This window comes from Nonomuraea monospora (assembly GCF_039531895.1).
Classification (GTDB): Bacteria; Actinomycetota; Actinomycetes; order Streptosporangiales; family Streptosporangiaceae; genus Nonomuraea; species Nonomuraea monospora.
This window is the reverse complement of sequence record NZ_BAAAQX010000031.1, coordinates 61,436-75,639: the sequence shown is the minus strand read 5'-3', so window position 1 is coordinate 75,639 and position 14,204 is coordinate 61,436. Positions and strand designations below refer to the sequence as shown.

The 14,204-nt window shown below is 71.4% G+C and carries 8 protein-coding genes; 2 read left to right on the top strand and 6 right to left on the bottom strand.

Going from position 1 to position 14,204, the window contains the following annotated elements; genetic code table 11:
• Positions 1-68 precede the first annotated feature (68 nt).
• A complete protein-coding gene (locus tag ABD331_RS42900; RefSeq protein ID WP_344488404.1) occupies positions 69-2,162 on the bottom strand; it encodes an alpha-1,4-glucan--maltose-1-phosphate maltosyltransferase in 2,094 nt (697 codons plus the stop codon).
• A 243-nt stretch (positions 2,163-2,405) separates the two neighbouring features.
• On the opposite strand from ABD331_RS42900, the gene glgP reads away from it, so the two are divergent.
• Positions 2,406-4,988: an alpha-glucan family phosphorylase gene (gene glgP, locus ABD331_RS42895; RefSeq protein WP_344488402.1), complete on the top strand. Its 2,583-nt coding sequence runs from the start codon at positions 2,406-2,408 to the stop codon at positions 4,986-4,988.
• 199 nt (positions 4,989-5,187) lie between these two features.
• The gene (locus ABD331_RS42890) at positions 5,188-6,081 is read left to right on the top strand and encodes a MurR/RpiR family transcriptional regulator (RefSeq protein ID WP_187414544.1); all 894 of its coding nucleotides are present in this window, start codon (positions 5,188-5,190) and stop codon (positions 6,079-6,081) included.
• Here ABD331_RS42890 and ABD331_RS42885 read toward each other — a convergent pair.
• The 5 genes from ABD331_RS42885 to ABD331_RS42865 all read right to left on the bottom strand — a co-directional run bounded on the left by ABD331_RS42885 (position 6,044) and on the right by ABD331_RS42865 (position 14,180).
• Positions 6,044-7,960: an N-acetylmuramoyl-L-alanine amidase gene (locus ABD331_RS42885; protein ID WP_344488398.1), complete on the bottom strand. Its 1,917-nt coding sequence runs from the start codon at positions 7,958-7,960 to the stop codon at positions 6,044-6,046. The genes ABD331_RS42890 and ABD331_RS42885 overlap by 38 nt on opposite strands.
• Before the next feature lie 95 nt (positions 7,961-8,055).
• Entirely contained in the window at positions 8,056-9,849 is a 1,794-nt protein-coding gene (locus ABD331_RS42880; protein ID WP_344488396.1) for an ABC transporter ATP-binding protein, read from the bottom strand.
• Complete coding sequence (locus tag ABD331_RS42875) at positions 9,846-11,930, bottom strand: ABC transporter transmembrane domain-containing protein (RefSeq protein WP_344488394.1); 2,085 nt, start codon at positions 11,928-11,930, stop codon at positions 9,846-9,848. The genes ABD331_RS42880 and ABD331_RS42875 overlap by 4 nt, the downstream gene beginning before the upstream one ends.
• Before the next feature lie 133 nt (positions 11,931-12,063).
• A complete protein-coding gene (locus ABD331_RS42870) occupies positions 12,064-13,041 on the bottom strand; it encodes a zinc-binding dehydrogenase (protein WP_344488392.1) in 978 nt (325 codons plus the stop codon).
• Positions 13,042-13,250: 209 nt separating this feature from the next.
• Positions 13,251-14,180 (bottom strand): zinc-binding dehydrogenase, encoded by a 930-nt coding sequence (locus ABD331_RS42865; protein WP_344488390.1) that lies wholly within the window; start codon positions 14,178-14,180, stop codon positions 13,251-13,253.
• Positions 14,181-14,204: the final 24 nt, after the last annotated feature.

Here is a 14,204-nt window from a genome sequence, read left to right as displayed (position 1 = left end):
CCGCCCCGCAGGTGGCTCATGAGGGAGGCGCTATCACACACGTTGAAGACTCCCCGCTGAATTCAGTTCTACCGTGGCGCGGCTCGTACGGTGAGAATGTGGGCAGGCTGGATGTGGGGGTCGAGGCGCACATAGTTGCTCTGCCGCCAGCGGTACGACTCGCCTGACAGTTCGTCGTCCACGACGAACTCGGCGTTCCAGTCGAGACCGAGGGCGGGCAGGTCAAGATCGACCGTTGCCTCGTGGGTGTGGTGCGGATCAAGGTTGATGACCGCCAGAACGACGTCGCCCAGCCCGTGCCTTCGTGTGGCCGTGTCATAGGCGCCCGGGAGTCGTTTGGAGAAGCAGACGATGTCCGCCTGGTCGACCCTGTGGAACCGTAGATTACGCAATTCCTGAAGCGCCGGATGCGCTCTTCGGAACAAATTCAGATGCGTGATGAAGGGAGCCAGGCTCCGCCCTTCACGTTCAGCCGCAGCCCAGTCGCGCGGTTTGTATTGATATTTCTCGCTATCGAGGTATTCCTCGCTTCCCGGGCGAACCGGGACGTTCTCTGAGAGTTCATACCCCGAGTAGACGCCCCAGGTGGGTGAGGCGAGCGCCGCCAGAACGGCCCTGATCTTGAACGCGGGCACGCCGCCGTGCTGCAGGAACTCGTGCAGGATGTCCGGCGTGTTGACGAACAGATTGGGCCGCAGATAGCAGGAGGTCTCGTGGGCGAGCTCCGTCAGATATGTCTCCACATCAAATTTGGAGTTTTTCCAGGTGTAATACGTATATGACTGGTGATAGCCGATTTTGGCCAGCGTGCGCATCATCGCCGGCCGGGTGAACGCCTCCGCCAGGAAGATCACGTCAGGGTCGGTGCGGTGCACGTCGGCCAGTAGCCGCTCCCAGAAGGCCACCGGCTTGGTGTGCGGGTTGTCCACCCGGAAGATGCGCACCCCGTGGTCCATCCAGTGCCGCAGCACCCGCTTGACCTCGGTGTAGATGCCCTCGGGGTCCTTGTCGAAGTTGACCGGGTAGATGTCCTGGTACTTCTTCGGCGGGTTCTCCGCGTACGCGATCGACCCGTCGGCCCTGACCGTGAACCACTCGGGGTGCTCCTTGACCCACGGGTGGTCGGGGGAGCACTGCAGGGCGAAGTCGAGCGCGACCTCCATGCCGAGCTCCCTGGCCCGGCCGACGAACTCGTCGAAGTCCTCGATGGTGCCCAGGTCGGGATGGATGGCGTCGTGGCCGCCGTCCTCCGAGCCGATCGCCCACGGCGAGCCCGGCTCGTCGGGCTCGGGGCTGAGCGTGTTGTTGCGTCCCTTGCGGAACGTGGTGCCGATCGGGTGGATGGGCGGCAGGTAGACGACGTCGAAGCCCATCTTGGCGATGGCGGGCAGCCGCTTGGCGGCCGTCTGGAACGTGCCCGACTTCGAGATGCCGAGCTCGTTCACCACCGCGCCTTCCGACCTGGGGAAGAACTCGTACCAGGAGCCGTAGAGCGCCCGGCGCCGGTCCACCCTGATCTTGTGGAACTTCGACCTGGTCACCAGCTCGCGGAGCGGGTGGGCCTCCAGCAGCGCGGCCGTCTCGGGAAGCTGGGCGATCGAGAGCCTGGCCCGCGGGTCGAGGTCCTCGTCGCGCAGCGTGGCCGAGATCGACAGCAGGGCCGCGCGGTGCCCGCAGGCGGTGTCGCCGTTGCCGGTCTGCTTGGCGGTGCCACTCTTCTGCTTGGCAGTACCACTCTGCTGAGAAGTGCCGTTGGGACAGTCGGCGGCGCGCACGGCCTTGGCGGCACGCTCGAACAGCCGGGCGCCCTCCTCGCACATCAGGTCGACGTCCATGCCGCGCGGGATCTTGATCTCGGCGTCATGCAGCCAGGTGCTGATCGGGTCGCTCCACGCCTCCACGCGGAACAGCCAGTCGCCCTCGGCGGGCAGGCACACGTCCACGCCCCACCGGTCGGTGCCCGGGGCGAGTTCGCGCATGGGTTTCAGACGGCCTCGCTGGCCGTCGGGCGAGGTCAGCACCACACCCGAGGCCACGGCGTCATGGCCCTCTCTGAAGACGGTCGCCGAGACCTGGAAGGTCTCGCCGGCGACCGCTTTGGCGGGCCACTGCCCGCAGTCGACGACGGGGGAGATGTCCGTGATGGGAATTCGTCCGATCATCGCATTCGAGAGTTTGCGGCGGCACTCCCGGTGCCGCCGGAGGCTTCCCTGGCAGGAACGATCCTTGCATGTAAATTGTGGACAGCAGCGGATAGACCTCCCGTCGGTGTGTACGGGAGAGCCCAACAACCTGGAAAGTTGCCCCAATAGTCCCTCTTCATGCTTGTTCCCGGAAGGGGTTTGAACGGCCTTCATGAGGGTGAAGGACTCAGAGGTCCCTCCTAGCCCGTAGGGTGCAGAAACGTGAGAGCTATCCGTCGGTTTACCGTCCGCACCGTCCTGCCCGCGGAGCTGGCCGCCCTCGGCGAGCTCGTCCACAATCTCCGATGGTCCTGGCACCCGGAGACGATGGACCTCTTCGCGGAGGTCGACGCCGCTCTGTGGGAACAGGTCGGCCATGATCCCGTCGCGCTGCTCGGCGCCGTGTCACCGGCCAGGCTGAGCGAGCTGGCGGCCGACCGCCGCTTCCTGCGCCGCCTCGCCGACGCGGCCGACGACCTGCGCGAATACATGACCTCGCCGCGGTGGTATCAGACGTTGCCCGAGGCCGCGCGGGCCATCGCCTACTTCTCTCCCGAGTACGGCATCGCCGCCGCGCTGCCGCAGTACTCCGGCGGCCTCGGCATCCTGGCCGGAGACCACCTGAAGGCCGCCAGCGACCTCGGCGTGCCGATCCTGGCGGTCGGCCTGCTGTACCGCCACGGCTACTTCACCCAGTCGTTGTCGCCAGAGGGCTGGCAACTGGAGCACTACCCGTCGCTCGACGCGGGCGGCCTGCCGCTGAGCCTGCTCAAGGACACCGAGGGCACGCCCGTCAAGATCCGCCTGGCCCTGCCCGACGACCGCGTGCTGCACGCGCAGGTGTGGGTGGCTCAGGTCGGGCGGGTCCCGCTGCTGCTGCTCGACTCCGACGTGGCCGACAACGACACGGCCGCGCGCGACATCACCGACCGCCTCTACGGCGGCGGCACCGACCACCGCCTCATGCAGGAGCTGCTGCTCGGCGTCGGCGGCGTGCGCGCGATCAGGGCCTACTGCAAGATCACCGGTCATGCCGAGCCCGAGGTGTTCCACACCAACGAGGGGCACGCCGGCTTCCTCGGCCTGGAGCGCATCCGCGAGCTGACCGAGGCCCGCATGTCGTTCGACGAGGCGCTGGAGGCCGTGCGCGCGGGCACCGTGTTCACCACGCACACGCCCGTCCCCGCCGGCATCGACCGCTTCCCCATCGACATGATCGCGCGGCACTTCGGCGGCGCCAGCGCCTGGCCGACGGTGCCGGTGGAGCGCATCCTGGCGCTGGGCGCGGAGGCCGACCCTGGGCGGTTCAACATGGCCGTCATGGGCATGCGGCTGGCCCAGCGGGTCAACGGGGTGTCCGTGCTGCACGGCGAGGTCAGCCGGGAGATGTTCAAAAATCTTTGGCCCGGCTTCGACCTCGACGAGGTGCCGATCGGCTCGATCACCAACGGCGTGCACGCGCCCACCTGGGTCGGCAGGGAGCTGATGGAGCTGGCCGGCCGGGAGGTGCCGTCGCTGCTGGAGCGGGCCCGCGGCTGGGAGGCGATCCAGAAGATCTCCGACGCCGACATCTGGGAGATCCGCGGCGTGCTGCGCAGGCGGCTCGTCGAGGGGGCCAGGGAGCGGCTGCGCAGGTCGTGGCGCGAGCGCGGCGCCTCCGACGCCGAGCTGGGCTGGATCGACGACGCGCTCGACCCCGGCGTGCTGACCATCGGGTTCGCCCGGCGGGTGCCGTCGTACAAGCGGCTCACGCTCATGCTGCGCGACCCCGCCCGCCTGACCGAGCTGCTGCTCGACCCCGACAAGCCGGTGCAGATCGTCATCGCGGGTAAGGCCCACCCGGCCGACGAGGGCGGCAAGAAGCTGATCCAGCAGATCGTCAAGTTCGCCGACCGCGCCGACGTGCGGCACCGGATCGTGTTCCTGCCCGACTACGACATGTCGCTCGGGCAGCTCATGGTGCAGGGCTGCGACGTGTGGCTGAACAACCCGCTGCGCCCGCTGGAGGCGTCCGGCACCTCGGGCATGAAGTCCGCGCTCAACGGCGGGCTCAACCTGTCGATCCGCGACGGCTGGTGGGACGAGTGGTACGACGGCACCAACGGCTGGGCCATTCCCACCGCCGACGGCGTCAGCGACGCCGACCGGCGTGACGAGCTGGAGGCCGCCGCCCTGTACGACCTGATCGAGCATGAGGTGTCCGACCGGTTCTACGACCGGGCGCTCGACGGCCTGCCGCGGCGCTGGATGGAGATGGTCAAGCACACGCTCACCTCGCTCGGGCCGAAGGTCCTGGCCGGGCGCATGCTCCGCGACTACGTCGTGAGCCTGTACAACCCGGCCGCCGCCTCCGCCCGCGCGCTCAGCGCCGACGGCTACGCCCCCGCGAAGGCGTTCGCCGCCTGGCGGGTGCGGGTGACCAGGGCGTGGCCCGGGGTGCGGGTCGAGCACGTGGAGGCCGCCGGGGTGGGCGACACGCCTGAGGTGGGCGCCGCCATCGAGCTGCACGCCACGATCGCGCTCGGCGACCTGGAGCCCGACGACGTGATGGTGGAGGCCGCGTACGGGAAGGTCGGGCCGCACGACGAGCTGGTGCACCCGTCGTACGCGAAGCTGACCGTCCGGTCGGTGGACGACGACGGGCGCGCCCACTACACGGGCGTGGTGCCGCTCGACCGCACGGGCGCCTTCGGTTACACGGTGCGCGTGGTGCCGTGCCACTCGCTGCTCGCCACCCCGTCCGAGCTCGGCCTGATCGCCGTGCCGGAGGAGCCGGCGGGCATGACGAACGGAACCCTGCGCTAGGGCCACGACCGGACGGCGGGAACCGCTGCGTGAGCTACGGCGAGCGCGGCGGGTCTCCGACACGCATGACGGCGGCCCGCCCGTGGGGGTTCCCAGAGGCTTCTAATCGTAAGAGGACGCTCACACCTGGCGGCGCCCGCCGGAGCTCATGATCTTGAAGTGGTGCGGAGCGTTGGTGGAAAAAGGCGGCATAATCGGCATGGTGGACGACAGCGGCCTGCGGGCCGACACTCTGGTGGCCACGGTCCGCGGTGTGCTGCCGTCCCTGACGCCTGCCGCCCAGACCGTCGCCCGGCTCATCCTGGAGGATCCGGCGACCGTCGCCAGGAGCACCATCACGGAGCTCTCGGCCGCCTCCGGCACCAGCGAGGCCACGATCGTGCGCACCGCGAGGCTGCTCGGCTTCGCCGGATACCCCCAGCTCCGGCTGGCCCTTGCCGCCGCCGCCGCGCAGCCCGACCGGCTGGTGCCCGGCGACCTGGCCCCCGACGACCCCCTGTCGGAGGTCATCCAGAAGGTGGCCAGAGCCGAGTCCGAGGCGATCAACGACACCGTCGCCCAGCTCACCTCCGAGCGGCTCGGCCTGGTCGTGGACGCCATCGTCGGCGCCCGGCGGATCGACGCCTTCGGGGTCGGCGCCTCCGGCCTCGTCGCCGAGGACGTCGCCCAGAAGCTGCTGCGCATCGGCCTGTCCAGCCACGCCTTCCAGGACGCGCACCTGGCGCTGACCAGCGCGGTGCTGCTGCGCGAGGGCGACGTCGCCATCGGCATCAGCACCTCCGGCGAGACCCCCGACGTGATCGAGCCGCTGAGCCGGGCCAAGGAGGCCGGGGCCACCACGGTGGCGATCACCAACAACCCTCGTTCGACCATCGCGGAGCTGGCCGAGCACGTGCTGATCTCGGCCGGGCGCGAGACGGAGTTCCGTCCCGGCGCCCTGGCCAGCCGGATCAGCCAGCTCCTCGTGGTCGACTGCGTGTTCGTCGGCGTCGCCCAGCGCACCTTCGACTCCTCTCAGGAGGCGCTGGCGAGCACCAGGCGCGCCGTCAAGGAGTTCACCCGGAGAACGTCACCTGCACGTCGTCAGCCTTGACGAACATCACGCGGTGCCCGAACTGGATCTCCAGGTACTTCGTCTTGCCGCGGACCACTTTGTGGTCCTCCAGGTTGAAGGTGACCGCGCGGTAGTACTCGGTGGCGGCGGGTCCCGCGAGCGTGTACTTCTCGCCCGCCGAGAACGTGTACTGCAGCGGCGTCACCGCCTGGTACGGGATGCCCTCCGGGTAAGCCTCCTGCTCCGGGTACGCCCTGCCGTACACCGGGACGGTCGCCTTGCCCGGCTTCGGCGTGACCACCAGCCCCATGGACGGCACCGCCGTCGGCGCGTCAGCCGGGTTGTGGAACCAGGCCTTCTGCCCCAGGTACCAGATGGCCGTCCAGTCGCCCTGGCGCTCGGCCACGGCGTAGCGCTGTCCGGTGGTGGCGCGGGCGCTGTGGTCGTAGACGCTGTAGAGGGAGTCGCCGGTCGGGTGCTTGCCGATGTCCTTGACCAGCGGCGCGTCCGCGCGGGGCTCCGTGCGCAGCCACACGGTGCTCGCGGGCAGCGGCGGGCAGGCGGCCGACGGGTTCTTGCGGTCGCAGCCGTAGAAGTACGGCTTGTTCGTGGCGAAGTCCGGCTTGATCATGACGGAGCCCGATCCGGGGCTGCCGAAGGCGTGCAGCGGGGCGCCCATGAGCTGGAAGTAGTGCGCCCAGTCCCAGAACGGCCCCGGGTCCTCGTGCATGCCGCGCACGGTCGTCGGCAGGGTGCCGGGCACGTTGTCGTGGCCCAGGATATGGGCGCGGTCCATCGGCACGCCGTGCTTGAGCGCCAGGTAGCGGACCAGGCGGGCGCTCGACCGGTACATCGCCTCGGTGTACCAGGTGCCGCCCTCGGCCAGGAAGCCCTCGTGTTCGAGACCGATGGACTTGGCGTTGATGTACCAGTTGCCGGCCTGCCAGCCGACGTCCTTGGTCTTGATGTGCTGGGCGATGTGGCCGTCGGCTGAGCGCAGCGAGTAGTGCCAGCTCGCGCCGTAGTTCGGGTCCTGGTTGAGGCGGATGGACGGGAGGAAATATCCCTCCATGTCGTGGATGATGATGTAGTCGACCTTCTGGCTGAACGGGCGGTTCGCCAGGTCGTAGTGGCCGTAGTCGTTGTCCGGCAGCTCCTGGTAGGCGGCCGGGATCCACTCGCAGGAGATCGAGGCGGGGCACTCCACGCCGTCGGTGCGCGGCGGGCGCAGGCCCAGCTTCTCCAGCCACTTCTCGATCTTGTCCAGGCCGGGCACGGCCGGGAGCGCGACCCGCTCGCCGTCGTCGGTGGTCCTGGTGACGCCCTGCTCGATGACCGAGAAGACCTCGTCGGCGAAGTACTTGGCCGCTCCCGCCTCCTCGGCGCCCGAGTAGCGGGCGACCGCGCCGTACCACTCGCCCGGGTCGTCGCTGAGCGGCGCGCCGAGCGCCTTCTGGTAGTCGGCCAGCAGCGCCGCGCCGCCGCGGATGTTGGCGGCGTCGTCGGTGCGCAGCTTCTCGTGGCTCTCACCGGTCAGCGCCGCGGCCCGCTCCATCGTGCGCAGGGAGGCGGGGACGTCGGGCTGTTCTGCGGGGGATTCTGGGGGAGCGGGCAGCGGGCGGCCGTCGTCACCGCGGGCATCCTCCTCGCCCTCGTGGTGGTGGTTGCCGCCGGTGAACGCGGCGGCGTCGGTCAGGTGCATGGGGCCGAACCCGGCGTCGCTGGAGGGCTGCCCGGCGTGGGCGTCCCAGCGGGACTCCAGGTAGGAGACGCCGAGCAGCACGCTCTGCGGCACCTGGAACTCCGCGGCGGCGGCCGCGAACGCCTGTTGCCGGTCGGCGGGCTCCTGGGCGTGAGCTGCGCTGATGTTGCTTAACGGGAGCACGGCGACCAGGGAGATCGCCAGTAGTCTGCGCATGGACCACTCCTCGGGACTGGGGGGTGCGTACGTGCGATCAGCGTCTCAACGTTTTCCTTCGCGGGCGAGATCTTTGCGAAGATATTTTTCAGCCCTTAACGTCCATGCCACGAGTGCCACAGAGCCGCGTACGTCCCCTCGGCCGCCACCAGCTCGTCGTGCGTCCCCAGCTCCGTGAGCCGCCCGTCCTGCATCACCGCCACCCGGTCCGCGTCGTGCGCGGTCTGCAGCCGGTGCGCGATGGCGATGACCGTGCGGCCCCGCAGCACCGCCGCCAGCGCGCGCTCCGTGTGCCGGGCCGTACGCGGGTCCAGCAGTGCGGTCGCCTCGTCGAGGATCAGCGTGTGCGGGTCGGCCAGCACCACGCGGGCCAGTGCCAGTTGCTGCGCCTGCGCGCCGTCCGGGTGGTGGGCGCCGTGGCCGAGGCCGGTGTCCAGGCCGTCGGGCAGGTCGTCGATCCAGTCCGCGCCCACCGCAGCCAGGGCCGCGCGCAGCTCCGCGTCCGTGGCGGAGGGGGCGGCCATCCGCAGGTTGTCGCGCACGGTGCCGAGGAACACGTGGTGCTCCTGCGTGACCAGGATGACGCGCTCGCGGAGCTGGGCCGGGCCCAGGTCGGCCACCGGGACGCCGCCCACCGTGACGGAGCCCGTCCTCGGCGCGTCCATGCCCGCCAGCAGCCGGCCGAGCGTCGTCTTGCCCGCGCCCGACGGGCCGACGATCGCCAGCCGCTCACCCGGACGCACCCGCAGATCCACCCCGTGCAGGACGTCCGGGCCGCCCTCGTAGGCGAAACGCACCCCCGACACCTCGATGCGGTCGTCGGCCGGCACGGGGGAGTCCTCAGCCGGCTTGGCGGTCACGGCCAGGCCCTCCACGCGGGCGAACGAGGCGGTGCTGCTCTGCAGGCTTTCGAGCTGCTCCAGGATCGTGTTGAGCGGCGCGGCGAGCTGCGTCAGATAGAGCGCCGCGGCCACCACCGTGCCCAGCGTCACGGCGCTCGGCTCCCGCATCAGCAGCGCCCCGCCCAGCAGCAGGACGGCCGTGACCGGCAGCACGTGCGAGACGTCCACCACCGGGAACAGCACACTGCGCAGCCCCAGCGTCTTCAACCGGGTCCGCCGGCACTCCTCGATCGCGTCCTGGCAGGCGTCGATGCGGCGCTCCTCCAGGCGCAGCGCCTCCATCGTGCGGGCGCCCCCCGTGGTCGAGGCCAACTCCTCGGCCAGCGCCGAGTTCGCCGAACCCTCATCCAGGTACGCCGTCACCGCCCGCCTCAGGTACCACCGGGACGCGAACCAGATGCCCACCAGGCTCAGCAGCCCGCACGCGCCCAGCCGCGGATCCAGCACGAAGACCGCCACCAGCACGAACACCGCCCGCACCGCCGAGATCGCCACATCAGGCCCCGCGTCACGCAGCGTCGCCCCGACGGAGGCCACGTCGGTGGTGCCCCGCGTGGTCAGGTCGCCCGTGCCGGCCCGCTCGACCGACGAGGACGGCAGGGCCAGGGCCCGGTCCGTGAACTGTTCCCTGATGCGGGCCAGGGTGCGTTCGCCGAAGCGGTGGCCGACGTAGCTCGCGTACCTGGACAGGATGAGCTGGGCCACGGCGCAGACCAGGATGGCCAGGGCCAGGCGGTCCACCGTGGTCAGGGTGGCGCCCGCCTTGACCTCGTCGATGATGCGGCCCAGTAGCCAGGGTGCTGCCAGGCCGGCGATGGCGGCGAGGGCGTTGAGGGTGAGCATGGCGGTGAAGGTGCGGGCGTCGAGGCGGATCAGGCGGAGGGCGGCGCGGCGGGTCCGCTTGGGCTCGGCGATGGGCAGGCCGCCTCGGGGGGCGGCGGTTGGGTGCGGGCTGGCGGCGGTTGGTTGTGGGCTGGCGGCGCTCATCCGACCCGCTCCTCGGTCGCGACGCCACCACTTCCGTCGCCGCCACTGCCTTCGCCTTCGCCACCGCCACCACCACGGCCATCGCCGCCACGGCCACTGCCACGGCCATCGCCGCCACCGCCACGGCCATCGCCGCCACCGCCACGGCCATCGCCATCGCCGCCACTGCCACGGCCGCCAGCGCGGTCACGGCCGGAGTCGTCGGCTTCTGTGCCGTTGTCGTCGTCGTCATCCGTGCCGCGTGAGACCAGTGCGTGGTAACCGGGCTGGTCCCGCAGCAGGTCGTGGTGGGTGCCCGAGGCCGCCACCACGCCGTCCACCAGGTAGTGCACGAGGTCCGCCCGATCCAGGACGAGCGGCGAGGTGGTGGCCACCGCCGTCGTCCGCCCGGCACGGGCCGCCCGCAACCGGGCCGCCACCGTCGCCTCCGTGTGGGCGTCCAGGGCGGAGGTGGGCTCGGCGGCCAGCAGGATCTCCGGGTCGGCCAGCAGCGCGCGGGCCAGCCGCAGCCGCTGCCGCTGCCCGCCCGACAGGTTACGGCCCTGGGCGGCGATGGGCGCGTCCAGCCCGTGGGGGAGTGCCTGGACGACGTCGTCCGCCATGGCCGCATGCACCGCCCGCATGACGGCTTCGTCCGCCATGGCCGTGTGTCGGGCCCGCATGACGGCCTCGTCCGCCACGGCCGTGTGTCCGGCCTGCGCGATGGCTTCGTCGGCCATGGCCGTGTGCTCAGCCCGTGTGATGGCTTCGTCCGCCATGGCCGTGTGTCCGGCCCGCGTGACGGTGGCGTCCGCCGATGGGGTTCTGCGGCCCGCGATGACTGTGCGCAAGGTGCCCGCGAACAGGTCGGCCTCGTTGTCGGCGACCAGGATCCGTTCCCGCACCTGGGCAGGGTCGATGTCGCCGAGCCGCACCCCGCCCCACGTCACCTCGGACGCCGCGAACCCGCCCAGCCGGTCCAGCACCGCCACCGTCTCCGCCGGACGCGCACTGACCAGCGCGGTAAGCGCGCCGGGCGGGATCTCGACGCCGGACTCCGGGTCGCGCAAGGGGGCGGGCGAGGCGGGGGCGTCGAGGCGGCCGTCCGGACGGCCGGGCTTGAGGGTCAGGAAGTGCACGACCCTGCGGGCGGCGACGAGGCCGCGCCCGATGTCGTAGCCGCCCTCGACGAAGAACGCGACGGGAACCACGAGCACGGCGGCGTACCCGTACACGGCGACCAGCTCGCCGACGGTGATGTCCCCCTGCACGGCCATCCGGGCGGCCAGCCACGTCACCGCGCCCAGGAACAGGGTGGGCAGCCCGACCCCGAGGGCGTGGATCCAGCTCGTCACCGCTCCCACGCGGTACCCCTGCTCCCGCAGCTCCTGGGAGCCCTGACGGTAGCGGGCGGCGTACACGTCCTTGCCGCCGATGCCGTTCAGCACGCGCAGCCCGCCCGCGATGTCGGCGAAGCGTGCGGCGAGGTCGCCCTGTCGGATCCGGTAGGCGGTCTCCGCGCCGCGCAGCCGTCCCAAGAGGGGGCCGAGCAGTACGACGAGCAGTGGCACGCCGAGCAGCACCACGGCGGCCAGCAGCGGGGAGACGGTCAGCAGGAGTCCTGCCACGACGGCGTAGGCGAGCACCGCGCCGACGCCGGGCCCGGTGACGGTGAGGGTGCCGCTCATCATGGCGGCGTCGCCGAACCCGATCGTGACCACCTCTCCGGCCGTCACCTTGCGCGGCAGCGCCGCGCCCAGGCGCGTCGCCTGCAACGCCACCACCTGGACGGAACGGAAGGCGGCGTCCATGCGCACCCGGGTCATCGTCCGGTGCCGCATGATGGCCAGCCAGGCGTTCAGCACGCCGATGCCGAACACGGCGGCGACCCAGCCGGCCAGGACGGGGTAGCGTCCGGTGGCCAGGCCGTCGTCGATGGCGCGGGACAGGAAGTACGGCGGCAGCGTCAGGGTGACCATCCACGCCGTGCCCAGGGTGGCGCCCGCGATGACCCGGCCGCGCTGCTGGGTGACGAGCCACCACAGGTAGCGTCCGGCGCTGCGGCAGTCAGGGGTCCCCGGGTGCATTGTCCGATCCGCCATATCTCGCACCCTATTGAGCGGGAAGTCCCGTTCCTGGGGCGGGTCGCGGCTTCCTGGGGCGGGTCACGGCTTCTCAGTCAGGGCTTCTCGGTCACGGCTTCTCGGTCACGGCTTCTCGGTCACGGCTTCTCGGTCATGGCACGAGGACGACCTTGCCCGTCGTCTGCCTGGCCTCCAGCGCCGCGTGGGCCGCGGCGGCCTGCGACAGCGGGAACACCTGCACGTCCGGCACCAGCGTGCCGTCGGCCGCCGCCGCCAGCGCCTTGACCTCGTACGCCGGACGCTCCTCCGGCCGGCCGATCAGCAGCAGCAGGGCGTTCGTCACGGTCAGCCCGCGCTCCTCGACCGTTGCGGCGTCCGGCGCGAAGTCGCCCTGGGAGGCGTTGCCGATGGTGACGTACCGGCCGCCGTCCGCCAGCAGCTCGAACGCCGCCCGCGCCTTGTCGCCGCCCACCCCGTCCAGCAGGGCGGTGACCTTCCTGCCGCCCAGCCACGAGGCGACCTCCTCCTGCCAGGACGGCTTGTCATAGTCCACGGCGAAGTCGGCGCCCAGCTCGCGGACCGCCGCCACCTTGGCGGGCCCGCCCGCCGCGCCGATCACCTTGGCGCCGAGGCGGCGGGCGTACTGGATGATGAGCCGCCCGATCCCGCCCGCCGCCGAGGTCACCAGGACGACGTCGGACGCGGTCAGCTCGGCCACGTCCAGGAACTGGAGCGTCGTGACACCGGTGACGATCATCGATACGGCGGCCTCGTGGCTCAGGCCGGCGGGCAGCCGGTGCACACTCTCCACGTCGGCCACGGCCAGCTCCGCGTACCCGCCGGGCCGGCCGCCCGCCGTCACCACCTCACGGCCGATCCAGGCGGCGTCCACCCCGGGGCCGACCGCGTCCACCAGGCCGGACACCTCGCCGCCGAAGATCGTCGGCAGCTCGGGCCGAGGCGGCAGCGAGTCGCTGGCCCGGCCGGAACGCAGGAGGGCCTCCACGAAGTGCACCCCGGCCGCCTTGACGGCGATGCGCACCTGGCCGGGGCCGGGCTCGGGGTCGGGGACGGTCTCATAGGACAGGTTCTCGGCGGGGCCGAAGGTGTGCAGGACGACGGCGCGCATGATGTTCTCCTCGTAGGTCGCGGTGCTTGCCTACGAGCCTGCAACCTCAACTTTGCTTCAGGTCAAGCCGTCGTCCACTACCTCGCCCCACGACCGCCCCGCCAAGGCTCACGCGCCGCTCGGCCCGCCGCGTCATCCGACATCGAGCGCCCCCTTGCCCGCGCGACCGCCCCGCCGCGTCATCGGACGTCGAGCACCGCCTTACCGCGTCATCGGACGTCGAGCACCGCCTTACCGTGCAACCGGCCCTCCACCAGGGCGGCGACGGCCTCGTCCGCCCGCTCCCACCCACCCCGCCACGAGATGCCGGGATCGAGGTCACCGTCGGCCACCCGCCCGGCCAGCCAGGTCAGATCGGGCACCAGATCCCCGCCGTCCAGCAGGTAGAACGTGACGAGAGACCGATCGTGCCGCCCCTCGTTCCCGAACAGCGCCCCGAACGGGAACGTCTCCGCCTCACCCGTCCCATGACCGACGGCGACGAGCGTCCCGTGCGGCGCCAGCTTGTCGAACGCGGCCACGAGCTGAGGCCCGCCCACGTTGTCCACCACCCCGTCCACCGGACCACCGGCCTCCCCGGGGTGCGCCACCACCTCGTGAGCACCCAGAGCGCGCAACCCGTCGCCGTGCCGCGCCGGGTCTCCGGTCGAGGCGATGACGTGGGCGCCGGCGCGGCGGGCGAGCTGCACGGCGTACCGTCCGACACCGCCTGTCGCCCCCGTGACCAGCACCCGCCTGCCCAGCAGCGGCCCGATCCTGCGCAGCGCCCGCACGGCGCTGGCCCCCGCCACCGGGACGGTGCTGATCGCCCCGAGATCGGCCCCCTCGGGTACGACGCCGAGCGTCGAGGTGTCCACGGCCCGCAACTCCGCCCACGCCCCGTCGAGCCCAACGGTGATCACGGGAGTGCCCTCGGCCGGTCCTGACCCGTCGGCGGCGGCACGCTCGACCACCCCGGCGGCGTCCCAGCCGAGCACGGCACCTTCCGCGGAGCCGCCGATGCCGTGCTTGACCTCGCCGAAGTTGAGCGAGGTGGCATGCACCCGGACCAGCGCCTGGTGCGGCTCAGGCACCGGGTCGGGCGCCTCGCCGAGGAGCAGGCCGGAGGCGGTCGAATGGTCGATCAGCAAAGCACGCACAAGAAGGCGCCTTTCTCCCGGAAC

Bases quoted from the DNA above. Each gene is read 5' to 3' on its own strand.
- ABD331_RS42890 (WP_187414544.1), top strand. From the start codon at position 5,188: ATGGTGGACGACAGCGGCCTGCGGGCCGACACTCTGGTGGCCACGGTC.
- ABD331_RS42880 (WP_344488396.1), bottom strand. From the start codon at position 9,849: ATGAGCGCCGCCAGCCCACAACCAACCGCCGCCAGCCCGCACCCAACC.
- ABD331_RS42885 (WP_344488398.1), bottom strand. From the start codon at position 7,960: ATGCGCAGACTACTGGCGATCTCCCTGGTCGCCGTGCTCCCGTTAAGC.
- ABD331_RS42870 (WP_344488392.1), bottom strand. From the start codon at position 13,041: ATGCGCGCCGTCGTCCTGCACACCTTCGGCCCCGCCGAGAACCTGTCC.
- ABD331_RS42900 (WP_344488404.1), bottom strand. From the start codon at position 2,162: ATGATCGGACGAATTCCCATCACGGACATCTCCCCCGTCGTCGACTGC.
- ABD331_RS42875 (WP_344488394.1), bottom strand. From the start codon at position 11,930: ATGGCGGATCGGACAATGCACCCGGGGACCCCTGACTGCCGCAGCGCC.